The sequence below is a fragment of the Arthrobacter sp. zg-Y1116 genome (genome assembly GCF_024385485.1).
Classification (GTDB): Bacteria; Actinomycetota; Actinomycetes; order Actinomycetales; family Micrococcaceae; genus Arthrobacter_B.
Genome location: NZ_JANFLR010000001.1, coordinates 740625 through 765492, shown reverse-complemented (window position 1 = coordinate 765492; position 24868 = coordinate 740625). Strand labels below are relative to the sequence as shown.

23 protein-coding genes are annotated in these 24868 nt (G+C 67.0%); 20 read left to right on the top strand and 3 right to left on the bottom strand.

Translation table 11 applies throughout. The annotated features are described in order from the left end of the window. Window positions 1-13: 13 nt before the first annotated feature. The 10 genes from NNX34_RS03545 to NNX34_RS03500 all read left to right on the top strand — a co-directional run bounded on the left by NNX34_RS03545 (window position 14) and on the right by NNX34_RS03500 (window position 10181). Window positions 14-1222, top strand: a complete 1209-nt coding sequence (locus tag NNX34_RS03545; RefSeq protein WP_255765143.1) for an FAD-dependent oxidoreductase — start codon at window positions 14-16, stop codon at window positions 1220-1222. 158 nt (window positions 1223-1380) lie between these two features. Continuing rightward, window positions 1381-2430 carry an iron-siderophore ABC transporter substrate-binding protein gene (locus tag NNX34_RS03540; RefSeq protein ID WP_255765142.1) on the top strand — a complete coding sequence of 350 codons (1050 nt, stop codon included), beginning with the start codon at window positions 1381-1383 and terminating at the stop codon, window positions 2428-2430. Window positions 2431-2573: 143 nt separating this feature from the next. After that, entirely contained in the window at window positions 2574-3809 is a 1236-nt protein-coding gene (locus tag NNX34_RS03535; protein WP_255765141.1) for a mechanosensitive ion channel family protein, read from the top strand. Window positions 3810-3919: 110 nt separating this feature from the next. Then, window positions 3920-4231 (top strand): PRC-barrel domain-containing protein, encoded by a 312-nt coding sequence (locus NNX34_RS03530; protein ID WP_255765140.1) that lies wholly within the window; start codon window positions 3920-3922, stop codon window positions 4229-4231. 60 nt (window positions 4232-4291) lie between these two features. Further along, window positions 4292-5401: a YihY/virulence factor BrkB family protein gene (locus tag NNX34_RS03525; protein ID WP_255765139.1), complete on the top strand. Its 1110-nt coding sequence runs from the start codon at window positions 4292-4294 to the stop codon at window positions 5399-5401. A gap of 178 nt (window positions 5402-5579) precedes the next feature. Continuing rightward, window positions 5580-6134 carry a TRAP transporter small permease gene (locus NNX34_RS03520; RefSeq protein ID WP_255765138.1) on the top strand — a complete coding sequence of 185 codons (555 nt, stop codon included), beginning with the start codon at window positions 5580-5582 and terminating at the stop codon, window positions 6132-6134. Next, complete coding sequence (locus NNX34_RS03515; protein WP_255765137.1) at window positions 6134-7405, top strand: TRAP transporter large permease; 1272 nt, start codon at window positions 6134-6136, stop codon at window positions 7403-7405. The genes NNX34_RS03520 and NNX34_RS03515 overlap by 1 nt, the downstream gene beginning before the upstream one ends. 51 nt (window positions 7406-7456) lie before the next feature. After that, window positions 7457-8485 (top strand): DctP family TRAP transporter solute-binding subunit, encoded by a 1029-nt coding sequence (locus NNX34_RS03510; RefSeq protein ID WP_255765136.1) that lies wholly within the window; start codon window positions 7457-7459, stop codon window positions 8483-8485. A 32-nt stretch (window positions 8486-8517) separates the two neighbouring features. Continuing rightward, window positions 8518-9480, top strand: coding sequence for a phosphotriesterase-related protein (locus tag NNX34_RS03505; protein WP_255765135.1), 963 nt, complete (start codon window positions 8518-8520; stop codon window positions 9478-9480). Window positions 9481-9485: 5 nt separating this feature from the next. Then, window positions 9486-10181 carry a TetR/AcrR family transcriptional regulator gene (locus NNX34_RS03500; protein WP_255765134.1) on the top strand — a complete coding sequence of 232 codons (696 nt, stop codon included), beginning with the start codon at window positions 9486-9488 and terminating at the stop codon, window positions 10179-10181. Between the two features lie 85 nt (window positions 10182-10266). Here NNX34_RS03500 and NNX34_RS03495 read toward each other — a convergent pair whose 3' ends face one another. Further along, window positions 10267-11649, bottom strand: a complete 1383-nt coding sequence (locus tag NNX34_RS03495) for an APC family permease (RefSeq protein WP_255765133.1) — start codon at window positions 11647-11649, stop codon at window positions 10267-10269. Window positions 11650-11715: 66 nt separating this feature from the next. Here NNX34_RS03495 and NNX34_RS03490 point away from each other — a divergent pair, with 66 nt between their 5' ends. Then, the gene (locus NNX34_RS03490; protein ID WP_255765132.1) at window positions 11716-12693 is read left to right on the top strand and encodes an NAD(P)/FAD-dependent oxidoreductase; all 978 of its coding nucleotides are present in this window, start codon (window positions 11716-11718) and stop codon (window positions 12691-12693) included. Between the two features lie 7 nt (window positions 12694-12700). On the opposite strand, the gene NNX34_RS03485 is transcribed toward NNX34_RS03490, so the two are convergent. After that, on the bottom strand, window positions 12701-13747 hold the full coding sequence (locus NNX34_RS03485) for an NAD-dependent epimerase/dehydratase family protein (RefSeq protein WP_255765131.1): 1047 nt from the start codon (window positions 13745-13747) through the stop codon (window positions 12701-12703). 150 nt (window positions 13748-13897) lie between these two features. Here NNX34_RS03485 and NNX34_RS03480 point away from each other — a divergent pair, with 150 nt between their 5' ends. The 9 genes from NNX34_RS03480 to NNX34_RS03440 all read left to right on the top strand — a co-directional run bounded on the left by NNX34_RS03480 (window position 13898) and on the right by NNX34_RS03440 (window position 23822). Then, on the top strand, window positions 13898-14956 hold the full coding sequence (locus NNX34_RS03480; RefSeq protein WP_255765130.1) for a glutathione S-transferase family protein: 1059 nt from the start codon (window positions 13898-13900) through the stop codon (window positions 14954-14956). A 104-nt stretch (window positions 14957-15060) separates the two neighbouring features. Beyond that, window positions 15061-16200, top strand: a complete 1140-nt coding sequence (locus tag NNX34_RS03475; RefSeq protein ID WP_370647219.1) for a FecCD family ABC transporter permease — start codon at window positions 15061-15063, stop codon at window positions 16198-16200. 95 nt (window positions 16201-16295) lie between these two features. Next, on the top strand, window positions 16296-17270 hold the full coding sequence (locus NNX34_RS03470) for an iron chelate uptake ABC transporter family permease subunit (protein ID WP_255765718.1): 975 nt from the start codon (window positions 16296-16298) through the stop codon (window positions 17268-17270). A 1-nt stretch (window position 17271) separates the two neighbouring features. Next, window positions 17272-18189: an ABC transporter ATP-binding protein gene (locus NNX34_RS03465; RefSeq protein WP_255765129.1), complete on the top strand. Its 918-nt coding sequence runs from the start codon at window positions 17272-17274 to the stop codon at window positions 18187-18189. Window positions 18190-18299: 110 nt separating this feature from the next. Next, window positions 18300-19301 (top strand): siderophore-interacting protein, encoded by a 1002-nt coding sequence (locus tag NNX34_RS03460; protein WP_255765717.1) that lies wholly within the window; start codon window positions 18300-18302, stop codon window positions 19299-19301. Between the two features lie 72 nt (window positions 19302-19373). After that, entirely contained in the window at window positions 19374-20402 is a 1029-nt protein-coding gene (locus tag NNX34_RS03455) for an iron-siderophore ABC transporter substrate-binding protein (protein WP_255765128.1), read from the top strand. Further along, a complete protein-coding gene (locus tag NNX34_RS03450) occupies window positions 20386-21489 on the top strand; it encodes an iron ABC transporter permease (RefSeq protein ID WP_255765127.1) in 1104 nt (367 codons plus the stop codon). Before NNX34_RS03455 ends, NNX34_RS03450 begins: the two co-directional genes overlap by 17 nt. Then, complete coding sequence (locus NNX34_RS03445) at window positions 21486-22571, top strand: iron chelate uptake ABC transporter family permease subunit (protein WP_255765126.1); 1086 nt, start codon at window positions 21486-21488, stop codon at window positions 22569-22571. Before NNX34_RS03450 ends, NNX34_RS03445 begins: the two co-directional genes overlap by 4 nt. A 297-nt stretch (window positions 22572-22868) precedes the next feature. Continuing rightward, the gene (locus NNX34_RS03440; protein ID WP_255765125.1) at window positions 22869-23822 is read left to right on the top strand and encodes a M23 family metallopeptidase; all 954 of its coding nucleotides are present in this window, start codon (window positions 22869-22871) and stop codon (window positions 23820-23822) included. Window positions 23823-23861: 39 nt separating this feature from the next. Here the strand turns inward: NNX34_RS03440 and NNX34_RS03435 are convergent, their stop codons facing one another. After that, a complete protein-coding gene (locus NNX34_RS03435) occupies window positions 23862-24824 on the bottom strand; it encodes a diacylglycerol kinase family protein (protein ID WP_255765124.1) in 963 nt (320 codons plus the stop codon). Window positions 24825-24868: the final 44 nt, after the last annotated feature.

Here is a 24868-nt window from a genome sequence, read left to right as displayed (position 1 = left end):
GTCCATTGCTGTAGTGGGCGGCGGAATCGCCGGCTTCAGCGCCGTCCGTGAACTCCGGCGGCGCGGCTACGCCGGCACCCTCTTCCTGGTGGACCCCGCCGGGCTGCCCTATGACCGGCCGCCGCTGAGCAAGGCCTTCCTCGCCGGAACCCTGGACCGGCTCCGCCTGCAGCTCGCCCCGGAACAGTGGTACGAAGACAACGGCATTACGGTGCTCGCCGACGCCGTGGACAAGCTCGACGCCGGGAACGGCACCGAGGCGCCAGTCCTCGCGTTGGCCTCGGGCAGGGACCTCGCCGCCGACGTCGTCCTGCTCGCCACCGGCGCCCGGGCCCGCCGGCTGCCGCTGCCCGGCATGGACCTGCCCGGAGTCTTCACCCTGCGCAGTGCCGACGATGCCCGTGCCCTGCAGGGGCACCTGGCTGCCGGCGCCCACCTGGTGATCCTCGGCGCGGGACTGGTCGGCGCCGAGGTGGCGGGAACGGCCCGCGCGCTGGGAGCCGGCGTCACGTTGGTGGATCCCGCCGAACTGCCGTTCGCACAGGCCGTGGGCCCCGCCATGGCCGGTTACCTGCACCACCTCCACGCTGTGCACGGGACAGGGTATGTGCGGGGTGCGGCGGCAGCGATCTTCCCGGACGGAAACTCCCTGCGGGTGGAACTGGCGGACGGAGGCAGCCTGGCCGGCACCGCCGTCCTGGTCGCCGCGGGCAGCGAGCCCGAAACGGCGCTCGCCGAAGCCGCAGGACTCGCCGTGGACGGCGGCCTGCTGGTGGATGCATCCGGCCGCACCACCCATCCGCGTATTTTCGCCGCCGGTGATTCCTCCCGCCGCCTCGGCCCCGACGGCGTGCCCGGCCGCCGCTATGAACACTGGGATGCCGCCCGCCGCACCGGCGAAGCGGCCGCTGCCGGAATGCTCGGCGCCGAACCTCCCGCCGGCACCGCGGACTGGTTCTGGTCCGACCGCTACGGCGTGCACCTGGAAGTGGCCGGCAGCATGGCCGTCCCGGGGCGGACCGTGCTCCGCGGCGAGCCCGGCTCCGGATTTATGGTGTTCCGGCTGGGCCTGGACGGAGCGCTGGCGGGAGCGGCCGCCGTTGACGGCGGAACCGCTGTCCGGGCGGCCCGGAAGCTCATTGAATCCGGCCGGATCCTCGACCCGGCGCAGCTGCAGGACCCGGCCGTCGACCTGCGCCGGCTGGCCCGCGCGAAGGCCTGAAACAGGCGGCGGACACCGGGCCCGGAGGCATTTCCAGACCCCCGGATGGATTACGAAAGGTTAGCGTTGCGTAATTAGGGAAAACCTAGGCTAACCTTACTTTTGGATCCGCGACCGCTGGGTCCGTTCCGTTCGTTTAGTGATCCAAGGAGCCCCACATGGCCCTGTCCCGGATGCGCCGCGTTGCCGCTGCGGCCGCCGTCGCCGTTCTGTCCCTTTCCGCCTGCTCCACCGGTGCCGCGGGGGAAAACGAATCCTCCGGCAGTGCTGCAGCTGCGGAAGACCAGTTTCCCGTGACCATCAAGCATGCCTTCGGCGAGACCACCATTGAAGGGGTTCCCGAGCGGGTAGCCGCCGTGGCCTGGGCCAACGCCGAAACCGCGCTGGCACTGGACGTGGTTCCCGTGGGGATGCCGCTGATCGAATTCGGCGGCAATGACCAGGGCACCACTCCTTGGATTGACGAGGCACTCGAAGACCTGGATGCATCCATCGGATCGGAAAACGCTCCGGTGCAGTACTCCGAGGCTGACGGCATTGCCTTCGACGACGTCGCCGCCACCGACCCCGACGTCATCCTCGCCGCGTACTCCGGCTTGTCCCAGGAGGACTACGACAAGCTGAGCAAGATCGCTCCCGTGGTGGCCTACCCCGAAACCGCCTGGGGCACCTCGTGGCAGGACACCGCCACCATGATCGGCGAAGCGCTCGGCAAGAGCGACGAAGCCGAGCAGCTGGTGGCAGACACCGAACAGGCCATCACCGACAAGGCGGCCGAATACCCGCAGCTCGAGGGCAAGTCCTTCATCTACGGCAACCTCGCCCCGGGTGCGGAGAACTCCGTCTACACCGCGCTGGACAACCGCCCCAAGTTCATGGAATCCCTGGGCCTCACCATGGCACCGGTGGTAGCGGAGAACACCAAGGGCGACGAGTTCTACATCCCCTGGTCGGATGAAAACCTCAACCAGCTGGATTCCGACATCTTTGTCAGCTGGGTGGCCAGCGAAGAGGTAGCCGACAGCATTGCCTCCGACCCGCTGCTGGGGCAGATCCCCGCTGTGAAGAACGGCGGCCTCGTGGCCGACGCCGACCCGACGCGCGTCTTCTCCACCTCGGCCATCAACGTGCTCAGCATCCCCTACGCCCTGGACAACGTGGTGCCGATGATCGCCGACGCCGCAACGGCGGCCGACGAGGCAAAGTAGGACCCGTTACCTCCGCCTTCCCCGGAAGGCGCAGCGGACACCCCGGAATCCTCCGGGGTGTCCGCTGTTTAACCGCCCGGCGGGCAGGCTCCGCCCGATCCCGCCGCGGGGCCTGATTGGACAGCCACCCACGGCTGTTTGCAATGATCGAAGGTATGGAAGACCTGCTCTCGCTTGCTGTCAGCTTTAAACCGCTCTTTGCCGTGCTGGTGGCAGTGGGTGTGGCCCTGATCGTGGCCCGGATCCTGCGGGAAGTGGTCCACCGGGCCTTCCGCAAGACGCCGGGTATCCGGGAGATCTCCGTCAACGCCCGGAACCCGCTGCGGCTGGGGCTCTCGCTGATCGGCGCGCGGATTGCCCTCGGAGCGACCGCTGCCGGTGCCTCGTGGCTGCCGGCTGTGGATTACGTGCTGGTGCTGGGACTGATCGGGGCCGTGGCGTGGCTGGGCGTGGTCCTGCTGCTGGTGATCGAGGCCATGATCCTCACGAAGTACAGCACGGACACCCGGGACAACCGCCGGCTGCGGCGCTTGAAGACCCAGGTGATCCTTGGCCGGCGGGTGGGCATAGCCGTGCTGATCACCATTGGCGTTGCCTGCGTGCTGCTGACTATCCCCGAGGTCCGCGCACTCGGTGCCGGCATCCTCGCCTCCGCCGGCGTGCTGTCCATTGTGGCCGGCCTCGCCGTGCAGGGGACGCTGACCAATGTCTTTGCCGGCATGCAGCTGGCCTTCACCGACGCGATCCGGGTGGACGACGTCGTCGTGGTGGAAGGCGAGTGGGGCACCATCGAGGAAATCACCATGACGTACGTGGTGCTCCACATCTGGGACGACCGCCGCCTGATCCTGCCCTCCACCTACTTCACCACCACGCCGTTCCAGAACTGGACCCGCCGCCAGTCGGACATCCTGGGCACGGTGGAATTGGACCTGGACTGGCGTGTGCCGGTGGGGGACCTGCGCACCCTGCTGAAGGAAATCCTCGCGGACACCGATCTGTGGGACCAGCGCACCAGCGTGCTGCAGGTGACGGACGCCGTGAAGGGCCTGGTGCGGATCCGCATCCTCGTCAGCGCCGTGGACAGCGGCACCCTGTTCGACCTGCGCTGCCTCATCCGCGAAAGCATGGTCGCCTATCTCCAGGAATGGCATCCGGATGCCCTGCCGCGCCAGCGCTGGGAAGAAGTCCGTCCCGCCGGCAGCGCGGTGCACAGCGGCCCGCGTGCCGCGTCGGTTCCCCGCAACGAGGACACCAGCGACTCGCAGTTCTTCACCGGAAGCATCGATGCCGTGGAGCGCCGGGTGAACTTCTCCGGCCCCGGTGAAGAGGTCTTCGCCGAACGGGAGGAAAACGCCGTCGACGGCGAGCCGCGCTGACTTCCCCGTTCCCCGCCGGACGGTCCGCCCGCAGGTGTTGACAGCAGGGCTTGCGCCGGGCGGCAATAAGAACCCCGGCAGTTCGGCCGGGCCGGCGAAGGGACGAGAAGATGGCGGATGCATTCACGCTCCACGAAATCCAGGGCTCCAGCGTTTGGGCGAAAGACGGCGAGCGGCTGGGGCTGGTGGGTGAAGTGCACCTGGACCGCGCCACCGCAGAGCCGGTCTGGATCTCGGTTGACCTGGGCCTGTTCGAACCCCAGGAACACTATGTTCCGCTGGCCGGTGCCCGCCGCGACGGCCAGGACATCTTCGTGAACTACTCCAGGGACCAGGTGGCGCACTCGCCCGGTGCCAATCCGGAGAACCCGCTCAGCTCCGGCGAAGAGGCCGTCCTGATGGACTATTACCGGATCCGCTGAGTTCCGCGGATCCGGGTGCGGAGCGGGATCCCTTTGTTGGTAAGAACGCTTACTAATACGATGGGGGCTGAACATCCATCCCAGCAGGAGGCCGCAGTGGCACAGGACACCAACAGCAAAGCCGAGACCGCACCCAGTCCGGACGATGCCAGTAAGCCCGATAAACCCACCGAGGTATCCAAGCCCAGTTGGAAATACATCCTCAAGAAGACGCTCCGTGAATTCTCCAAGGACCAGTGCACCGACCTTGCCGCGGCCCTGACCTATTACACCGTCCTGGCGATCTTCCCGGCGCTGCTGGCCATGGTCTCCATCCTGGGAATCGTGGGACAGGGCGAGAGCACCACCAATGCCCTGCTGGACTTCGTTAAGCAGTTTGCGCCCGAAGACGCCGCCAAGGTCATCGAAGGACCCATTGAGCAGCTGACCTCCTCCAGCGCTGCCGGCCTCACGCTGATTATCGGTATTTTGGGCGCCCTCTGGTCCGCCTCCGGCTTCGTGAAGGCGTTTGGCCGTTCCCTGAACCGGATTTACGAAGTCGAGGAAGGCCGGCCCGCCTGGAAGCTGCTTCCCACGCAGCTGCTCGTGACCCTGGTCCTGGTCCTGATGGCGGCCGCGCTGCTGCTGATGCTGGTGATTTCCGGCCCGATCGCCGAAGCCATCGGCAATGTCATCGGCCTGGGCAGTGAAGCGGTAACCATCTGGAACATCGCCAAGTGGCCGGTCATGGTGATCTTCGCCGTGCTGATCATCGCAGTCCTCTACTACGCCACCCCGAACGTCAAGCAGCCCAAGTTCCGCTGGATGAGCATGGGCTCGCTGATTGCCCTCGTGATCCTGGCGATCGTGACCCTTGGCTTCAGCTTCTACGTTGCAAACTTCGGCAACTACAACGCGACCTACGGTGCCATCGGCGGCGTGATCGTGCTGCTGCTGTGGATCTGGCTGGCCAATCTGTCCCTGCTCTTCGGTGCGGAGTTCGATGCCGAGGTGGAGCGCGGCCGTGAGCTGCAGGCCGGCATCCAGGCCGAGGAATCCGTGCAGCTTCCGCCGCGTGACACCCGCCAGACGGAGAAGCGCCAGGAGCAGGAAGAGAAGGACATTGCCGAGGGTCGGAAGCTGCGCCAGCAGCACGCCGGCAAGGACTACGACGACGACCTGCACGAGTAACCGTTAGCGCTCTGTAGAGCCACGCACACCGGAAGCGCCCCGGACCAATTGGTCCGGGGCGCTTCTGCGTGCCGGGGTGGTGCCGGTGGTTACCAAAACGTGAGTTGTCTCACAATGTATTAACTAGTAAGTTACAAACGATCGGCAGGGCTGCCGACGTTGTTGACGAAGGAGTCAAGTGCCGGACAAGCAGAAGCCACCACCCGGAGAACAGGGGCGGTGGGGAAGAATCGCGGCGGTCATCACCCGCATTGAAGTAGTTATCGGAGCAGTCTCGCTCATCACCATCCTGGCCATGGTGTTCCTGCAGGCGCTGCAGCGCTACCTGCCCGGAGGGGGTTTCGCCTGGACCGGCGAACTGGCCCGCTTTGCGCTCATCTGGCTGACCTTCGCGGCAGCAGGCGTTCTGGTCAGCACCAACGGGCATATCGCACTGGAAATCGTGGATGCCATCCCCAACCAGATGGTGGTGCGCTGGGCCCAGGTGGTTGCGCTGCTGGTAGTTGCAGCTACCGGAATCGGACTGACCATCGAGGCATTCGCACTCATTGACTCGCAGCAGATCATCAAATCTCCTGTGCTGGGTGTTCCCATGTCCTGGGTCTACATCCCGGTGCTTATCGGAGTCATAAGCCTCGCGATCAGGGCATTGATCGCCGCCGTACTCGTCGCCAGGAACGGGCCGATGCTCACGGAATACGACACCGACGAGGGTACGGAGGCAGTCCTGTGATGCTCGCCTTCCTCGGTCTCGCCATTGCCGTACTCCTCATCATCCGTGTCCCCGTGGCAATCGCGTTCCTCGGCCCGTCACTGGTGTACATGATGATGAACGGCCGCTCTCCGGGGAGTGCGCTGCGCGAGGTAGCCAACGCAGCCGACAGCTTCCCGCTGCTGGCCGTGCCCCTCTTTATCCTGCTCGGAGCCCTTGCCAACCACGCCGGAATAGCCGACCGACTGTTCCGCTTCGCGATGGCCGCTTTTGCCTCCGTGCGCGGCAACCTCGGCTACGTGAGTGTGGGCGTCAGCCTCGGCTTCTCCTGGATGAGCGGATCAGCCGTCGCAGACGCCGCAGCGCTGGGCAAGGTGGAAATCCCGGCCATGCTCCGCAACGGGTACAGCCGCCGCTTCGCTACCGGTGTCGTGGCGTCGTCGTCGCTCATCGCGCCGGTTATGCCGCCGAGCATTCCGGCGGTCATCTTCTCGGGGCTGGCTGCCGTTTCCACCGGTGCCCTGTTCGCAGCCTCCGTGCTGCCGGCATTGGCCATGACCCTCGGGCTCTGCATCGTTGTCTTTGTCCTGGTGCGGCGGCAGCCCAACATCGTCCGGGGTACCTTCGACAAGGCCGAGTTCACCGCCTCGCTCAAAGGCGTGGCACTGCCCCTGCTGGCGCCGATCATCATCCTCGGCGGCATCCTCGGCGGCGTCTTCACCCCCACCGAAGCCGCCGCCGTGGGCGTGATGTACATGCTCCTGCTGGGAATCGTTCAGCGCAGCCTTTCGCTGGCAGGACTGCTTGCCGCCATCCGGGAAACCGTCCTCACCACCTCGGGCATCATGCTGATTGTCGCCAGCGCGTCCCTCCTGGGCTACATCCTTGCGCGGGAGCGGCTGCCGCAGATGCTGACGGAGGCGATGTTCGGCTTCACCGACAACCCCACGGTCTTCCTGATCCTGGTGGTCCTGCTGGCACTGGTGCTCGGCACCGTCATTGACGCCACCGCAATCCTGGTACTCGTGGTCCCCATCCTGATGCCGATCGCGGTGCAGTACGGGGTGGACCCGATTTCCTTCGGTGTGCTGCTGATTATCGCCCTCATGATCGGCCTGCTGACGCCTCCGGTGGGAACGGTTCTTTTCGTTACCTCTGCGGTGTCCAGGACCCGGATCGGCGAAGTCTTCCGCGGATCCCTGCCGTTCACCATCCCGTTCCTGGTGATCCTGGCGCTGATTGTCGCGTTCCCGCAGGCCCTGCAGGTACTTCCAGGCCTGTTGGGTCTCTAAACCGATGAACCCCAAAGCAACAGACACGCACAACCGATGAGAGGAACAACCATGAAAGTACAACGAAGCAAGCACCTGGCCCTGGCCGCCCTGGCTGTGTTGCCGGCAATGATGCTGGTGGGCTGCTCGGGCGGCAATACGGAATCCGACGGAGGAAGCGGGGGCGGAGAGGAAATCGAGCTCACCCTTGCCCACAGCTATAACGAGGACCAGCCGCAGCACCGCTGCGGAGCCCAGGTCATCGCTGACGAGGTAGCGGCGGCAGACGTCGGGGTGTCGGTGGAAATCTTCCCGTCCAGCCAGCTTGGCGGCGACGCGGACCGTATCTCCTCAGTCGCCTCCGGGGACGTCGACATCGATATCCAGGGGGCTTCAGCCCTGGGATCGGTCTACGAGCCCATCAGTGTCCTTGACGCCGCCTACGTCTTCGAGGACGCGGACCACCTTGCCGCCTTTATGGCCAGCGACGAATCGCAGACCGTGATTGACGGTTTCGCGGATGCCGCAGGGGTCCAGACCCTGGGCGCGTGGTCCGCCGGGGCCCGGCAGTTCACTGCCAACAAGCCCGTCACCGAACCTGCCGACCTTGAGGGACTGCGGATCCGTTTCCCCGGTTCACCCCAGTTCCTGATGAACGCAGAAGCCCTGGGTGCATCCGCCACCGAGGTGGCCTATGAAGAGCTGTACCTCGCGCTCCAGCAGGGCACCGTGGACGGTCAGGAAAACCCGATCACCAACATCAAGGCGCAGAACCTTGCCGAGGTGCAGGATTACTTGAGCATGACCAACCACCAGCTCAACACGAACCTCATTATTGCGGGGCCGGTCTGGAACGAGCTCTCGGAAGAACAGCAGGAGGCAGTGAACGCCGCCGTGGAGAAGGCCGTCACGGAGGTTACGGCCTGCGTTGAGGAGGACGAAGCCGAAACACTGGCCCAGTGGAAGGCCGACGGTGCCTGGGAAATCGTCGAGGACGTTGACGTGGACTCCTTCCGCAGTGAAGCCCTTGAGTACCTGGAAGGGGAGTACAGCGGAGACTCCCTGGCAGTGTTCGAGGCAATCCGAGCTACGGCTGACTAACCGGCGTGGGGTCGACGACGGCGGCGCGCACCGTGCCAACCTTCACCGGGGACATCCCAGCGGATGAGCTCGGGACAACCCTCATCCACGAGCACGTTTTTGTAGGGCATCCCGAACTCGACCTCAACCTGCCCCATCCCGAATGGGATGAGGAGCAGGCGGTTGAGAAGGCCGTAGCGGGTTTCGAGCGGCTTTACGCGCTCGGGGTGCGCACCGTCGTCGACCTCACAGTGCCCGGGCTGGGCCGCGACGTTGCACGCGTGCTGCGTGTGGCGCGGCGCAGCCCGGTGCGGCTGGTGGCAGCCACTGGTTACTACACCGCCGACGGGTTGCCGCAGTTCTTCCGGACCCATGGTCCCGGCGGGCTGGTGGACTCGGCAGATCCGCTTGTTGAGCTCTTCCTTCGGGATATCCGGGAGGGAATAGCCGGCACGGACATTCGGGCGGGCATGCTGAAAGTCTTCTCCGACGCAGAGGGGATCACCCCCGACGTGGAACGTGTGTTCGCGGCGGCTGCGCAGGCACATCTCGAGACCGGGGTGCCGGTGACCACGCACTCACATGCACCATCCCGCGGCGGCCTAGACCAGCAGCGGCTGCTGGCCCGGCTGGGAGTGCCGCTGGACCGCGTGGTGATTGGCCACGCAGGGGATTCCGGGGACCTGGACTATCTGATGGCCCTTGCCGATTCCGGATCCTTCCTGGGATTCGACCGGTTCGGGATGGATCACGTGGTCTCCGACGCGCAACGGTTCCGGGTGCTCTGGGCGCTCCTTAGCCGCGGGTACGCTGATCAGATTGTGCTCTCGCATGACGCGGCTTTCTTCAGCAGGATCACCCCGCCGTCATGGCGCGAGCGCGCCGTGCCGAACTGGCACATGGAAAACGTGCATACCCGGGTGTTGCCGCGGCTGCGGGAACTGGGGCTGAATGAAACGGTCCTCGCAACCATGATGATCGATAATCCACGCCGCCTATTGGCACACGGGCCATAATTGAGATGAAAGACGGTGAACTTATCACCAGCCATTCCGTGCAGCAGCACGAGACACTGCGAAAGCGCGACCCCGAGCGCACACGAGCCGAGATCCTCGCGGTATCGACCGAGGTTTTCGCCGCCCAGGGATACTCCGGGGCGCGCGTGGATGAAATTGCGGACCGGACCCGCACCACGAAGCGGATGATCTACTACTACTTCGGCAGCAAGGAACAGCTCTACCTCGCGGTGCTCAAGAAGGCGTACAGCGGTATCCGTGAGGCCGAGCGCGCCATCCAGGTTTGCAGCCTGGAACCTACCGAAGCCATCCGCCAACTCGCCGAACTGACCTATGACCACCATGTCCGCAACAGCGATTTCATTCGGCTGGTCATGATTGAGAACATCCACCGGGGCGTCTTCATCCGGCAGATTGAATCAATGCGCGAGATTGTGGAGCCGGCCGTCGGCATGCTGGACGAGATCCTCACCCGAGGGCAAAGCGAGGGAGTGTTCCGCCATGACGTGGACGCCTTTGACGTGCACCTGCTCATTAGTGCGTACTGCGTTTTCCAGGTGGCGAACCAGTACACCTTCGGCTATCTCTTCGGCAGGGACCTGCACGCCGCGCCGCTGAGCGGGCATCTCCGGTCCATGCTCGGCGACGTGGTCGTGTCATGGCTGCTGGCACCGGAGGGAACGGCCCGGCCGGTCACCTGAAGTGAAACCGCCCCGGACCAGCTGGTCCGGGGCGGTTTTGCGTGCGGGGCGCGGCCGGAGGATTCCCGGATCGAGAGTTTGGCGCCTACCGCTCCTGCGTGGTTTCGGTGCTGCTTTCCTTCGACCTGCCCGCACCGCGGCGGCCCTTGGCGCCGAGGTTCTTGCCCTTGGCCAGGAACCGGGCTCCGAACAACAGCAGCCCGATGGCCATCAGCGCGCCGGCCCGCAGCCAGACGGTGCCGTCCTGCTGGGTCAGGAGCAGCAGGCAGGAGGCGATAGCGAGGTACGGCATCACAATCGGAGCCTGGAAGTGCTTCTCCTCCACCTTGTCCTTGCGCAGCACAATCACGGCGACGTTGGTGCTCAGGAAGACGAAGAGCAGCAGGAGGACCACGGTCTCGGCCAGCGACGCCAGTCCGCCGGTCATGGTCAGGATCATGGCGACGGCGGTGGTGGCGATGATGGCCACCCACGGGGTCTTCCGGTTGGGCAGCACCCGGCCGAAGACGGCGGGAAGCAGGCCCTGTTCCGACATGCCGTAGGTCAGCCGCGAGGACATGATCATGGTCAGCAGGGCACCGTTGGCCACGGCGACCAGGGCCACCAGGCTGAAGAGCCAGTCCGGAATACCGAAGCCGGTGGCGCTGACGACGTCGAGCAGCGGTCCAGAGGACCCGGCAAGGTCTTCGGTGGGCAGGGCAATGGATGCAGCCAGTCCGATCAGGACGTAGACGAAGCCTGCGGTGAGCATCGCCGCGAAGATGGCTTTCGGGTACACCCGGCGGACGTCCCGGACTTCCTCGGCGATGTTGGCAGAGACTTCGAAGCCCACGAAGGAGTAGTAGGCAATCACCGACGCGGCGAGGACCGCCGTGCCCGGATTCACGCCTACCGGGAACTGGGTGATCTGCTCCGTGAAGCCTTCGCCCTTACCCAGCATGAGGCCCACCAGCACGATCACCAGGACCAGCCCGGAGAGCTCGATAATGGTCATGACCACGTTGCTGCGCACCGATTCCGTAATGCCGCGGGCGTTCAGCAGCGCCACCAGCAAAAGGAACACGATGGCGGCGGGGACCGGGGGGACGTCCAGGAACGGACTCAGGTAGTCGCCGGTGAATGCCAGTGCCAGTCCGGCCGCACTGGTCACGCCGGCGGCGAGCATGGCGAAACCGACCAGGAACGAAATGGCCGGCACTTTGAAGGCACGCTGGGCGAACACCGCGGCGCCGCCGGCCTTCGGGTACTTCGTCACCAGCTCGGCGTAGGAGGCGGCGGTCAGCAGCGCAAGCACCAGGGCAACCAGCAGCGGCACCCAGATGGCACCGCCCACCTGGCCCGAAACCTCGCCCACCAGTGCATAGATACCCGCACCAAGTACGTCGCCGAGGATGAACAGATACAGCATGGGGCCGGTGATGCCCTGCTTGAGTTTGGAGGCAGGCTTTTCCTGCGTGGTTTCTTCCATGCGGAAAAGTCTAGACAACATAGTAAGAATGCTGATGATTTCCGCCGGATCCTGTAAAAAGTAGCTATGACCAGTTCTGAATCTTCCCCTGCTGCTCCCGAATACGACGTGGTGATCGTGGGCGGCGGCATAGCCGGACTCACCGCTGCGCTGGTCCTGGGGCGGGCCCGCCGGCGGGTGGTGGTGCTCGACGCCGGGTCCCCGCGTAACGCTCCTGCCGGCCATGTGCATGGTTTCCCCACGCGAGACGGCATGCCGCCGGCCGAACTGCTTGAGCTCGCCCGCGCCGAGGTCCGCGGCTACGGCGTGGAACTGGCGGAGGCCACCGTGGCCGCCGTGGAACCCTCCGGCACGGTCAGGACCGGCGACGGCGGAGAGTTCCGCGGCCGGCAGTTGATCCTGGCCACCGGGCTGCGGGACGTCCTGCCGGACATCGAGGGCCTGCACTCGCGCTGGGGCCGCGACGTGCTGCAGTGCCCCTACTGCCACGGCTACGAAACAATCGACAAAAAGCTGGCCGTGCTGGGAACCGGGGAAACCTCCATCCAGCAGGCACAGCTGGTCCGCAGTTTCTCGGAGCATGTGGTGCTGGTGCTGCACGGGGACATTTCCCTCAGCGAAGAGGACGCGTCCGGCCTGGCCGCCATGGGGATCCGGGTGGTGGACGGCACAGTGGCGGAGCTGAGCGTCGAGAACGATGCCCTGGCGGCCCTGGTGCTGGCCGACGGGCAGACCGTTCCCTGCGAAGCGCTGTTCCTGGAGCCCGCCGCGGAGATGGACACCGGGCTGACCGAGTATCTGGAAGTGGACGACGACGGCTGCATTGTCACCGACGAAATGGGACGCACCAGCCAGGAGCGGATCTGGGCCGTGGGCAATGCCACCGATCCGTCCGCCCAGGTGGTCGCCGCCGCCGGCGACGCGTACCGGCTGGCAGTGGTGGTCAACGCCAAGCTGCTCGAAGAGGATCTCGGGCTGGCGGTGGCCGCCGCACGCCCGGCAGCAGGCATGGTGGAAGCAGCGGACCTGCGCGAAGCGGTCTAGGTACCGGCTAGCGGCGCACCTGGCTGCGGGGTGCCAGCAGCGGAGAGCCGGCCACGCCGTCGCCGTCGCTCATCCCGTCCAACACGAACTGCAGGGCTTCCAGCGAGGTGCGCCGCGGCTGCCAGCCCAGCTCTTCGCGCGCCCGGGCGGTGTCCATTACCGGCACACCGGCGGCCAAGTCGATCCAGCCCGGATCCGAGGCCTGCAGGTGCGCCGCCCAGGTCAGGCCGACGACGGCGCGCACCAGTTTCACCGGCACGTTCAGGACCCGCTTGGCGCCCAGCACCCCGGCCAGGAGCTCGGGCGTTATGACCGGATCGGCGGCAATGTTGAAGGCACCCTCCGCGCGCTGGTCCACCACGCGCCAGTAGGCGTCGGCCATGTCATCGGCGTGGACCGCCTGGAAAACAAACTCGCTGGGCAGCGGGATCAACGGCAAGCGGAGCTTGTTGAGGATGAACTTGGGGATCACCCGGCCCACAAAGTAGACGCCGATCTCGCTTCCGGCGTCGGAGGAGAAGACCAGCCCCTGCCGCAGCCGGGCCACGGCGATCTCCGGGTACTCCAGTTCGAACCGGTCCAGGAGCGCTTCCTGCTCGCCCTTGTGCCTGCTGTAGTGCGAGCTGGCAATGCCGCGCGCCGGCCAGGATTCATCCGTCAGCCGGTCTTTCGGAGCCGGGCTGTATGCACCCACAGAGGAGGCGCAGACAAACTGCCGGACCCCGGCGGCGGCCGCCGCGGCCAGCGCATTCTCCGTGCCCTTGACGTTGACCCGGTGCAGCTCGGCTTCGTCGCGGTTGGGCTGGATCAGCCAGGCAAGGTGGATGACCGCATCGGACCCGCGCAGCGCCTCGGTCAACTTGTCCACGTTGGCGGCGTCGCCGACGTCGATGCTGTGCCACTCGACGTTGTTGTACGGAGGCAGCGAGGTATCCGGAATCCGGCGGGCAATCCCCACCACCTCCAGATCGCCGCGTTCGCTGCGGGCCTCGGCAAGCCGGCGCAGGATCGCCGTTCCAACGTTTCCGGTTGCTCCGATAACCGCTACTCGCATGGTCCAGTTCCTTCCGTTGAACTGCTGCCGGCGTTGGATTCGACTCTACCGCCGCGCCCGTTTTCCGGCAGCCCCGAACGCAGCCCGGAACGCATCGCAGACCGCCGGCCGACCGCCCGCGGCAGGGCGCAACGCGTTAGTCTGGTGGGCATGACAGCTCAGGGATCAGCTCCGGCGGACAGCTCCGCGCACAGCACCAAAGGCGCCTATGTCACCGGCGGCACCGAATACACGCGGGACACGAACTACATCGAAACCCGGATCACCAGGGACGGCCGGGACGGCTACCCGGTGGAGGCCGGACGCTACCGGCTGGTCGCGGCGCGCGCCTGCCCGTGGGCCAACCGGACCATCATTGTCCGGCGGCTGCTGGGCCTGGAGGATGCCATCTCGCTGGGCCTGCCCGGGCCCACCCACGACGCCCGCAGCTGGACCTTCGACCTGGATCCGGACGGAAAGGACCCGGTGCTCGGCATTGAACGGCTGCAGGAGGCCTTCTTCCGCCGCGTCCCCGGCTATCAGCGCGGGATCACCGTCCCGGCGATCGTCGACGTTCCCACCGGTGCCGTGGTGACCAACAACTTCCCGCAGATCACCCTGGACTTCTCCACCGAGTGGAAGGAGTTCCACCGCGAAGGTGCTCCGGACCTGCTGCCCGCCGAGCACCTGGCGGAAATGGAACAAGTCAACAAACGGATCTTCACCGAGGTGAACAACGGGGTGTACCGGTGCGGCTTCGCCGGCTCGCAGGAGGCCTACAACGCGGCCTATGACCGTCTCTGGGCTGCAATGGACTGGCTGGAGGACCGGCTCTCGACACAGCGCTACCTGGTGGGGGACACCATCACCGAGGCGGACGTCCGGCTGTTCACCACCCTGGTGCGCTTCGATCCCGTCTATCACGGGCACTTCAAATGCAACCGGAACAAGCTCACCGAGATGCCCGCCCTGTGGGGATACGCACGGGACCTGTTCCAGACACCCGGCTTCGGCGACACCGTGGACTTCGAGCAGATCAAGGCGCACTACTACATCGTCCACGAGGACATTAACCCCACCGGGATTGTGCCCAAAGGACCGGACCTGTCCAACTGGCTTTCGGAGCACGGCCGCGAGGAGCTGGGAGGCCGGCCCTTCGGCGACGGAACCGCACCCGGACCGGTGCGGGAATCGGAACGGGTTGCCCCCGGACACGGCGCCGGCAACTAACCCGCGGCAGGCGTCCTAATACGCAACATAAACGTTTCTTAAAGGCAGTAACCATAGGCTAGCCTTACTTAAGAAATTGCCTGTTGCTCTAGGGAGGTGCCTACGTGAGCGTTGCCGCACGCCCGTCAGGCGTTCCCCGCCAGCGCGGCTCCCGCGTGCACCTCACCGAAGCGGCTTCCGCCGCGGGTACGACCACCGGTCCCGGCACCGAACCTGTTATTTCCCGTCCGGACACCGCTGGAAACCGCCGATCCGGACGACGTTTCGGCCTGCTCCTCCTGACCCTTGCGGTCCTTGCCGTGGCATGCGCCGCGTCCGTCGCCATCGGTGCCCGGCCGGTCGCCCCCGGCACCGTCTGGGAGGCCTTTACCGCCTTCGACCCGGCCAACGGAGACCATGCCGTGGTCCACGCACGCGTTCCGCGCACGGTCCTGGGCCTGGTCACCGGCGCGGCCCTCGGCCTGGCCGGTGCGGCCATGCAGGGCGTGGCCCGCAATCCGCTGGCAGACCCCGGCATCCTGGGCGTCAACGCCGGAGCGGCGTTCGCCGTGGTGCTGGGCATCTACATCTTCGGCGTCACCAACCTCAACGGCTACATCTGGTTTGCCCTGGCCGGCGCCGCCGGAGCCGCCGTCGTCGTTTACCTGGTGGCGAGCCTCGGCCGGGAAGGCGCCACACCGGTCAAGCTGGCCCTGGCCGGCGCAGCGCTCAGCGCCGGATTGATGTCCCTGCTCAGCGCCGTGCTGGTTTCCAGCCAGCAGACCCTGGACACCTTCCGCTTCTGGCAGGTGGGCAGCGTGTCCGGACGCAACTGGGACACCATCGTCGCGGTGCTGCCGTTCCTGGCGGCCGGCGCCCTGATCACCGTCTTCGCCGGCCGGGCCCTGAACGGCCTGAGCCTGGGTGACGACGTTGCCCGCGGGCTCGGCCAGCGCGTGGGACTCACACGGGGGATCACGGCGCTGGGCGTGGTGCTGCTGTGCGGTGCTGCCACCGCCGCGGCCGGCCCCATCGCGTTCATCGGCCTGGTCATCCCGCACGTGGTGCGCAGTTTCACCGGCCCGGATTACCGCTGGATACTGCCCTTCTCCATGCTCCTCGCCCCGGCACTGCTGGTCACCGCCGACGTGGTGGGCCGGGTCCTGCTGCCGCCGGGGGAAATTCCCGTCGGGGTCACTACCGCAGTGATCGGCGCGCCGGTCTTCATCTGGCTCGTGCGGCGGCGGAAGCTGGCCGAACTGTGAGCACCGCCGTCGAGACTCCCCGCGGACCCCGCACCGCACCGGCCGGTGCGGCAGAAGCGGTCCGCGCCGCCCGGCGACAGGGACGCCGACGCCGGGTGCTGGTGCCCTCGCTGCTGGCCGCCGCGGTGTTCGTGCTGTTCGCGGTCTACGTGCTGCTGGGCACCTATACCTTCACCATCCCGGATTTCTTCCGGATCCTGTTCGGGGAGCAGATCCCCGGTGCAACCTACATCCTGATGGAGAGCAAGCTTCCCCGGGCCGTCATCGGCACCTTGATCGGGGTGGGGTTCGGGATAGCCGGGGCGGTATTCCAGACGCTGCTGCGCAACCCCCTGGCCAGCCCCGACATCATCGGCATCAGCTACGGCGCCAGTGCCAGCGCGGTGGGTGCAATCGTGCTGTTCGGCGCCGCCGGGACCACGGTGTCCGTCGTCGCGCTGATAGGAGCGCTGGTGGTGGCCCTGGCCATCTACCTGCTTTCCCGCCGCGGCGGTGCGGCGGGTTACCGGCTGGTGCTGGTGGGTATCGGCTTCGCCGCCGTGATGCAGGCACTGGTGAGTTTCCTGCTGACCCGGACGGACATCCGCACCGCCTCCGAAGCGCTGGTGTGGCTGAACGGTTCCCTGAACAACAGCAGCTGGGACCGTGCAGCGGTCCTGGTCGCCTTCCTGCTGGTGCTGCTTCCCGCCGCGGCCGTGCTCTCCCGCAGCCTGCGGGGACTGGAACTCGGCGACGACGCCGCTGCCGGCCTCGGTATCCGCGTTGAAACAGCGCGGCTGGCCCTGATCATCGTCGGCGTAGGCCTGGCCGCCGTCGCCACCGCGGCAGCCGGCCCGGTGGCCTTCATCGCGTTCCTCTCCGGACCCATCGCCCGCCGGCTGATGGGCGGGGAAGGCACACTGCTCACCGCCGGACTGGTCGGCGCCTGCATTGTCCTGGCAGCGGACTTCGTCGGTGCCAACCTCATCCCCGGCGTCACCCTGCCCGTGGGCGTGGTGACCGGCGCCCTCGGGGCCCCTTTTCTTCTGTGGCTGCTGGTCACGTCAAACCGCGTAGGCCAAGGAGGCTGACATGGAGAACCTGCTTTCCGCTGAAAAGCTGGAGCTCGGATACGACGAGCGCAAAGTGGTGGACTCGCTTTCGCTCACCCTCCCCGCCGGGAAAATCACGATCATCGTCGGTGCCAATGCCTGCGGAAAGTCCACCCTGCTGCGGGGCCTGGCCCGGCTGCTGAAGCCCACCGCCGGCACCGTCTACCTGAACGGCAAGGACATCTCCGCCGTGCCCAGCCGGCAGGTGGCGCGCACGCTCGGACTGCTTCCGCAGACCCCCACTGCCCCCGAGGGGATTACCGTGGCGGACCTGGTGGGCCGCGGCCGCTACCCCCACCAGGGCTGGTTCCGGCAGTGGACCTCCGCCGACGACGACGCGGTGGCCGCCGCACTGGCCGCCACGGACACGGTGGACCTGGCCGGACGCAGCGTGGATGAGCTTTCCGGCGGCCAGCGCCAGCGGGTCTGGATTGCCATGGCCCTGGCACAGGAAACGGACATCCTGCTGCTGGACGAACCCACCACCTTCCTGGACGTCACCCACCAGATCGAAGTCCTGGACCTGATTACCGACCTCAACCGGCGGGCCGGCACCACCGTGGCCATCGTGCTGCACGATTTGAACCTGGCCGCCCGTTACGCGGACCACCTGGTAGCCATGAAGGACGGGAAGATTGCCGCGGAAGGCGCCCCGGCCGACGTCGTGACCGAGGAACTGGTGGGCACCGTCTTCGGGCTGGCCTCCCGCGTTATCCCGGACCCGGTGTCCGGCACGCCGATGGTCGTCCCGCTTGGCCGCCACCACAGCGCCGCGCCGGAAACGGAATCGGAGCCGGAACCCGAACCGGAGCCGGAAAAACCACGGGGCTACCTGCCCAATCCGGGGGACGGCCAGCGCCGGTCCGGCATCAACGAGCCCATGGAGGCCGCATCATGACGCACGTCCGCTCCGCCAACGGGGCAACTGCGGCTTCCGCCGCAACCGCCGCACCAGCCGCACCCGTTCCGGCCCGCCACGGCCGCCGGGCCCGAAGCGCCGGCGCCGTGATGTCCTTCGACGTTGAGGTCAAACGGATTGCCCGGGTGGGTACCAACTTCCAGCGCGTCACCTTCGCCGGTCCCTGCCTGGCCGACTTCGGCGTGCAGGGACTGACCCATGACCTGCGGATCAAGGTGATTGTTCCCTGCGTCGACGCGGACGGCACCTCCCTGCCGCTGCCGGACCTGTCCACGCTGGACGCCGGCTGGTACCAGGCCTGGCTGAAGCTGGATCCGGCCACCCGCGGCTGCATGCGCACTTACACCGTCCGCGATGCACGCTGCTCCGGACCCGAACCGGAGATCGACGTCGACTTCGTGATGCACTTCGACGAGGACGGCAAGGGCGGGCCGGCTTCCAGCTGGGCGGCCTCCGCGGAACCGGGGGACCGGGTCTGCATCATTGGACCGAACGTTGCCCAGTGCGTCACCGCCGAGTCCTACGGCGGCGTCGAATGGCGTCCCGGCATGGCCCGGCACGTGCTGCTCGCCGGGGATGAAACCGCCGTACCGGCCATCACCGCAATCCTGGAGTCGCTGCCCGAAGACGTCACCGGCCACGCCCTGATGGAAATTCCGTCCAGCGGCGACCGCCAGGAGGTCAGCACCAACTCCGGTGTGCAGATGATCTGGTTGGCCCGCGGCACCCGGCCGCACGGCGAACTGCTCGACGCCGCGGTGCGGCAGGTCGTGGCGCTGCCGGGCTGGGCATCGGTGGAGACGGCCGACGGCGCACCGTTCCGTCCCAGCCCCACCCTGCGGGAACCCGAGGAAGTCAACGTGGACGAGGCCATCCTGTGGGAAACCCCGCAGCGGCTGGATCCCGCCGTGGTGGAAGCCTCACGGAATCCGCACGCCCCGTCCGGTGCCCTTCCCTTCTATGCCTGGATTGCCGGCGAGGCTGCCGTGGTGCGCGGCCTGCGCCGCTACCTGGTGCGCGACGTCGGGATCGACCGCAAGCAGGTGGCCTTTATGGGCTACTGGCGCAAGGGCCGCGCCGAGCTTTCCTAACGGATTCCCCACCTGATTTTTCATTCGACGGGCCTGCCACACGGCGGGCCCGTCCTCCTGAGAGGAAGAACCATGAAAAGAACTCCGATTGCCGCTGCGCTGGTGGTCCCTGCGGTCCTGCTGGCCCTGAGCGGCTGCGGCGCAGACGCGGGGGACAGCCCGGAGGCCGGGGCAAGCACCGCAGGGTCGGAGCACTTCCCGGTAACCATCGACTCCGCCCTGGGGCAGGCCGTGGTTGAGGAAAAGCCCGAACGCGTGGTCACCATCGGCTGGGGCTCCGCGGACACCGCCGTCGCGCTGGGCACCACGCCGGTGGGCGTCGAAGAAGTCACCTGGGGCAACGACGAACACGGCAACTACCCGTGGGTCAGCGAAGCCATCGAGGAGCGCGGCGACGATTTCCCGGCCACCTTCACCGGAGGGCAGGACATTGACATTGATGCCATTGTTGCCCTGGAACCGGACCTGATCCTGGCCCCGAACTCCGGCATCACCCAGGAGGACTTCGACATCCTCAACGATCTCGCTCCCACAGTGGCCTACCCGGAGCAGGCCTGGAACATCAGCTGGGATGACCAGATTTCGCTCATCGGCAAAGCCCTCGGCGAACCGGAGGCAGCACAGGACGCAGTTGACGGCATCGGACAGTCCCTTGCGGACAGCGCCGCCGAGCATCCCGAGTTTGCCGGAAAGACCTTCGCCTATGTCTGGGGCGGCGGCGCCCCCGGCTCCCTGGTGCTTTACAACGAGGGTGACGCACGCGTGGATATCCTCACCGCGCTGGGCATGACCGTGGCCCCCGAGGTGCGGGACATTCCCTCGAGCGAGGGAAGCTTCACCTCGGACCTGGGGCTGGAGAACGCAGGCAAGCTGAACGACGTCGACGTGCTGTTCACCTGGTACAACGACGAAGCCGAGCAGCAGCGCACCGAAGAACAGCGGCTTTTCGCGCAGATCCCCGCGGTTGAACGCGACTCCGTGGTGCGCAGCCTGGACCGCCAGGTCGGCATGGCCTCCAGCTTCCTGACGCCGTTGAGCGTTCCGTGGGTCCTGGATCGGTTCGAGCCGATGATTGAAGAAGCAGTTGCCAAGGTCGACTAATTCGACGCCTGGCTTGGTTCCGGCGCAGGCCGGAAACCCGGGAGCGGCCGGTGCAGGTGCGCAGGCCGCTCCCCGGCGTCCGCTGCTGGGCGCCGGGCGCGGGACGGCACTGCTGGCCGCAGGGCTGGGCATGTTGTTCCTCGCGGTCATCACCAGCCTCGCCGTCGGCGCCCACCAGCTGAGCCCGGCGGAGGTCGCGGCCTCGCTGTGGACGGAAATCAGCGGCACCGGCAGCACCTATGCAGATGACGTGGTAGCCAGCCGGATGCCGCGGACCGTCCTGGGCATGGTGGCCGGAGCCGCCCTGGCCGTGGCCGGGGTAATCATGCAGGGCCTGACCCGCAATCCGCTCGCGGATCCCGGCATCCTGGGCGTCAACGCTGGAGCCGCAGCCGCGATGGTCACGGGCATGGCGTTCTTCGGCCTCGGCGCCACGAGCGCGAATGTCTGGGTAGCCCTGCCCGGTGCCCTGCTCACCGTAATGGTGGTGTACGGCCTGGCCTCCGGCCGGCGCGGTTCGACGCCGGTCCGGCTGGTGCTGGCCGGCACCGTGATCTCTGCGGTGCTGCTCTCCTACATCCAGGCCATTGCCCTGACCCGGCCGGATGTGTTCACCATGTACCGGTTCTGGGCAGTGGGGTCCCTGAGCGGCCGGACCATGGAACAGGCCTATGACGTGCTGCCGTTCTTCCTGGTGGGACTGGTTGCCGCCCTCGCCACCGGCCGGACCCTGAATGCCCTGGCACTGGGCGAGGAAGCCGCGGCATCACTCGGACTGCGGCCGCAGACCGCCAAGGTCACCGGTGCCCTGGCCGCCGCTCTCCTGTGCGCCTCGGCGACCGCCGCCGTCGGGCCCATCGGCTTTGTCGGCCTCGCGGTGCCCCACATCGTGCGCAGCTTTACCGGCCCGGACCACCGCTGGCTGCTGGTCCTGAGCGCCGTTGTCGGGCCTGCCCTGCTCCTGTTTGCGGATGTCGCCGGCCGCCTCGTGGCACAGCCCGGGGAAATGCTTACCGGCGTCATCACCGCCCTGCTGGGCGCACCGCTGCTGATCCTGGCCGTCCGCCGGATGCGGGCAGTGGCATGAGCGGCGTCCGCACCGTGCCGGGGAACCGCACCACGCGCGGCGTACGCACGGCACCCGGAACCCGCACCTTCCGCCTGGGGAAGCGCGTGAGCTTCCAGTACCGCAGGCGCAGCCTCCTGATCTGCCTCCTCCTGACCAGCGCACTGATCCTGGTGGGAGCATTCACGCTGACCGCAGGGGAGCTGGGGCTGACCTGGCGCGAGTTGTTCGGACTTGCCGTCTCGCCGCCGGAGGGAAGTGCTTCCTTTGTGCTCGAACGGCTGCGCGGGCCGCGGTTCCTGACCGCAGTGGGCGCAGGCATCGCGTTCGGTGTGGCCGGATCCCTCTTCCAAACGGTCACCCGCAACCCGCTGGGCAGTCCCGAGGTGGTTGGTTTGACCAGCGGTGCGGCTGCCGGAGCCGCCGCCACCACGCTTTGGCCGGGCTACCTGCCCGTACCCGTCGCCGCGATCCTGGGCGGTGCCGTGGCAGTGGGACTGGTCTGGCTCAGTACCGGCCGCGGATTCGCGCGGCCCGGGAAGCTGATTGTGGCCGGTATCGGCATTTCCGCCGTAGCAACCGCCCTGACCTCGCTGGCGATGACGACTGTGGGGGAACAGCAGGCGCAGACACTGGCCTTCTACCTCAACGGGTCCCTGGCTTCCCGGTCCTGGTCCCATGTGGCCACGATCGCCGTCGCCGTCGTCCTTGTACTGCCCGCCGCGGCAGCACTGCAGCGGCAGTTGAACCTGGTGTCCCTCGGCGATGACATAGCCGCCGGGCTCGGCGTCCGGGTGGTGCGTACCCGTACGGTCGCCGTCCTACTGGCGGTGGTGTTGGCTGCAGCGGCCGTCAGCGTGTGCGGGCCCGTGGCGTTCGTGGCCCTGGTTGCCCCGCAGATCGCGCTGCGCCTGCTCGGGGTTTCCTCACCCGGTGTTGTCGCACCGGCGCTGGTAGGTGCGCTGGTACTGACGCTGTCCGACTTCGCCGTCCAGCAGATCGACGTCGGTGCGGCCCTTCCCGTGGGCATCTTCACCGCGGCCCTGGGCAGCCTCTACCTGGGCTACCTGTTGTTCGGGGAAGCACGCAAGGGCGTGCTCTGAGCCGGACCGGCCGTGGGCCCGGCGTTGGCGAGAGCCCTGACACGGGGGTGCCGGACATGGGTCACGAGGTGTGTTGGGATTGGCCACAAAAGGGGGACCGGCGGCCTCTTGGTTCCTAAAATTAAAAGCGGGCCGGATTGCCATGCGGAGGACCGGGATGGTCCCGCAGGTACGTTCCAATCCGGCTTGAGTGCTCCAGGGAACCCGGTGAAGGCTACCCGGGCCCGGAGAACGCAACGGACGGCAGAAAGTCCGGATCACAGAAGAGTCCTTGACCAACGCACACTGAGGTGATTGTTGACCGAGCACTTTTTAGACTCCGCACATTCAAAGAACTCCGATTCCTTCCCGGCGGGCGAACAGGCTCCCAAGCGAAATCCCCTTGATCTCCGGATCTCCGCCGAACGCGTGCGGGCCCGCGCAAAGGACCTGCGCGCCCAGGCAGGGACGCTCCGTACGCGGGCTGAAGACCTGAGCGGCCGTGCGGCCAAGGAGGCGGGGGCCCGGGCAAAGGAACTGGGGGCCCACGCCAAGGTGCTGGGCGCACGGACCAGGAACTGGATCCAGGAGAACGATGCCCCTAACCGGCGGACCGGCGCACTGTCCATCGCCGCCGCCGTCGCTATCGGCGGGCTCGTCACCGGAACGGCCGGAGCAGTCGAACCGGACCTGCGGATTGAACGCCAGGTTGTGGTGTCCGAGGTGCCCACAGTCCACCGCACGGACGGCGGAGACGGTACGGACGGCGCGGACGCCGGTGCCCCGGCAGCGGAGGCGCCCGAACCGGCACCTGCGGCGGAACCGGCTGCAGCGGAACCGGCCGCCGATCCTGCTCCGGAACCGGTTGCCGAACCGGACCCGGGACCTGTCCCGCCCGTGGACGACATGGTGGTCACGTCTCCGTTCGGCAACCGGAACAACCCGCTGGCCCCGGGCGCCTTGGAATTCCACACCGGAACGGACTTCGGCGCGGTGACCGGAACCCCGGTGAAGGCCATGCTCGGCGGCACCGTCACCGAAGCCGGCTGGCATACCACCGGCGGCGGCGGGCTGCGCGTGGTTGTTGACCACGGCGACGGCCTGCAGACCACCTACAACCACCTCAACAGCATTGACGTGAGTGTGGGGCAGGCCGTGGACGCTGGCGCGGTGGTGGGTGGAGTCGGCAGCACCGGCAACTCCACCGGGCCGCACCTGCACTTCGAAGTGCTGCGCCACGGGGACTACGAAGACCCGATGGGCTGGTTGTAACCGGGCCGTCCGGAGACGGCCCGGTTCACGGGTTACGGGTTACGGCACCGGGTTGGTGAGGACCGCAGGGTCCTTCTTGCCGTGGGGCATCCGGATGCGCAAGGCACTGGCATCCATCTCGAACAGGATATGGGTGGCGTTGCCCAGATGGTCGCCGTCCATTTCGAAGTCCAGCGGCGACTCGGCCCACACCTCGGCACGCTTGCACTGGTAGTACTCCACTGCGGTGCTGCTGCCCTTGCCGCGGCGCAGCAGCCCGGTCACCACGCCAACCCAGCCCAGCTTGCCCTTGGGCGCCAGGGTCAGGATGTCGAGCAGGCCGTCATCGAGTTTGGCACCCGGGAAAATCTCCAGGCCGCCGGTGATCTTGCCGCAGTTGCCACCCATGACGCTGCGGAGGCGGCGGTGGACCGGCTTGCCGCCGTCAATCGAAATGGTGGTCTTCACGGGCTTGCCGGGAAGGTTCCGGATGCCGGCGTCGACGTACGCCAACCAGCCGATCTTGTCCTTGAGCGTGTCCTTGGTGTCCGCCATCATGCCGGCGTCGTAGCCCAGCCCCGCCATCACCAGGAAAGTGTCACTGTCCACGGCTTCGTCAACGGTGACGTGGACGACGTCGATGCGCCGCTCCGTGCCGTTGAGGGCGGCGCGGACCGCCTGCTCCGGGTCATCGACGCCGATGTCAAGGTTGCGGGCCAGGAGGTTGCCGGTGCCCAGCGGCAGCAGGCCCATGGGGAAGGAGGTGCCGGCCAGCTCCGCGGCGACGCAGCGCACTGTACCGTCTCCGCCGGCGGCAATCACCAGGTCGACACCGGCTTCCATGGCCTTGCGCGCCATGGAGTGCCCCGGGTCCGCTTCCTCGGTGTCGAAGAACAACGGCTCATCCCAGCCTTCGTCGGCGCAGATTTCCGCAACCCGCACCCGGACGTCAAAATCCGTCTTCTTGATGGGGTTCACAATGACGGCGGCACGGGGACGCGACTGGGTGTCTGGGCTGGTCATGGTGTCCTTATCGTAAGCATGCGAACTATGGTCCGGCTCTGAGT

Bases quoted from the DNA above. Each gene is read 5' to 3' on its own strand.
- NNX34_RS03455 (WP_255765128.1), top strand. From the start codon at position 19,374: ATGAAAAGAACTCCGATTGCCGCTGCGCTGGTGGTCCCTGCGGTCCTG.
- NNX34_RS03500 (WP_255765134.1), top strand. From the start codon at position 9,486: ATGAAAGACGGTGAACTTATCACCAGCCATTCCGTGCAGCAGCACGAG.
- NNX34_RS03465 (WP_255765129.1), top strand. From the start codon at position 17,272: ATGGAGAACCTGCTTTCCGCTGAAAAGCTGGAGCTCGGATACGACGAG.
- NNX34_RS03535 (WP_255765141.1), top strand. From the start codon at position 2,574: ATGATCGAAGGTATGGAAGACCTGCTCTCGCTTGCTGTCAGCTTTAAA.
- NNX34_RS03480 (WP_255765130.1), top strand. From the start codon at position 13,898: ATGACAGCTCAGGGATCAGCTCCGGCGGACAGCTCCGCGCACAGCACC.
- NNX34_RS03525 (WP_255765139.1), top strand. From the start codon at position 4,292: ATGGGGGCTGAACATCCATCCCAGCAGGAGGCCGCAGTGGCACAGGAC.
- NNX34_RS03435 (WP_255765124.1), bottom strand. From the start codon at position 24,824: ATGACCAGCCCAGACACCCAGTCGCGTCCCCGTGCCGCCGTCATTGTG.
- NNX34_RS03495 (WP_255765133.1), bottom strand. From the start codon at position 11,649: ATGGAAGAAACCACGCAGGAAAAGCCTGCCTCCAAACTCAAGCAGGGC.
- NNX34_RS03510 (WP_255765136.1), top strand. From the start codon at position 7,457: ATGAAAGTACAACGAAGCAAGCACCTGGCCCTGGCCGCCCTGGCTGTG.
- NNX34_RS03530 (WP_255765140.1), top strand. From the start codon at position 3,920: ATGGCGGATGCATTCACGCTCCACGAAATCCAGGGCTCCAGCGTTTGG.
- NNX34_RS03515 (WP_255765137.1), top strand. From the start codon at position 6,134: ATGCTCGCCTTCCTCGGTCTCGCCATTGCCGTACTCCTCATCATCCGT.
- NNX34_RS03490 (WP_255765132.1), top strand. From the start codon at position 11,716: ATGACCAGTTCTGAATCTTCCCCTGCTGCTCCCGAATACGACGTGGTG.
- NNX34_RS03485 (WP_255765131.1), bottom strand. From the start codon at position 13,747: ATGCGAGTAGCGGTTATCGGAGCAACCGGAAACGTTGGAACGGCGATC.
- NNX34_RS03445 (WP_255765126.1), top strand. From the start codon at position 21,486: ATGAGCGGCGTCCGCACCGTGCCGGGGAACCGCACCACGCGCGGCGTA.
- NNX34_RS03460 (WP_255765717.1), top strand. From the start codon at position 18,300: ATGTCCTTCGACGTTGAGGTCAAACGGATTGCCCGGGTGGGTACCAAC.
- NNX34_RS03540 (WP_255765142.1), top strand. From the start codon at position 1,381: ATGGCCCTGTCCCGGATGCGCCGCGTTGCCGCTGCGGCCGCCGTCGCC.